Annotated in this window: 1 protein-coding gene; it reads right to left on the bottom strand. The window is 50.3% G+C overall.

Annotated features, from left to right (window positions below; genetic code table 11):
* Positions 1-21: 21 nt before the first annotated feature.
* Positions 22-290 (bottom strand): hypothetical protein (locus X735_RS1000000169535; protein WP_023814486.1); only part of this gene is annotated, 269 nt, incomplete at its 5' end.

Below are 290 nucleotides of genomic sequence, written 5' to 3'. Positions count from 1 at the left end.
TCTGTCGGGCCGCTAGGACTCTCACTGCGCAGCCGGGTTCATGCTTTGCCTTTTTTTCTCGAAAAGCGCGAGCTTGGTCATATAACCAATTCTGATTTTTGCATGGCATTGGGTGCAGTTGAAGTTGGATATCACCTTCAACCACGATCCCTTTTTTATGATGACATGAGAACAGTTTGGACATTCCAGTTCCAGGTACTCGTCCCCCATATCGTTTGAAATCGGCACTACGACACTCCCCAACAGTTGCCCGTGAAACTTGCGCTTCGAGATCGGCCGGCACCTCCGTG

It is taken from the genome of Mesorhizobium sp. L2C084A000 (genome assembly GCF_000502875.1).
Lineage (GTDB): Bacteria > Pseudomonadota > Alphaproteobacteria > Rhizobiales > Rhizobiaceae > Mesorhizobium.
This window is presented reverse-complemented; position numbering and strand designations above follow the sequence as displayed.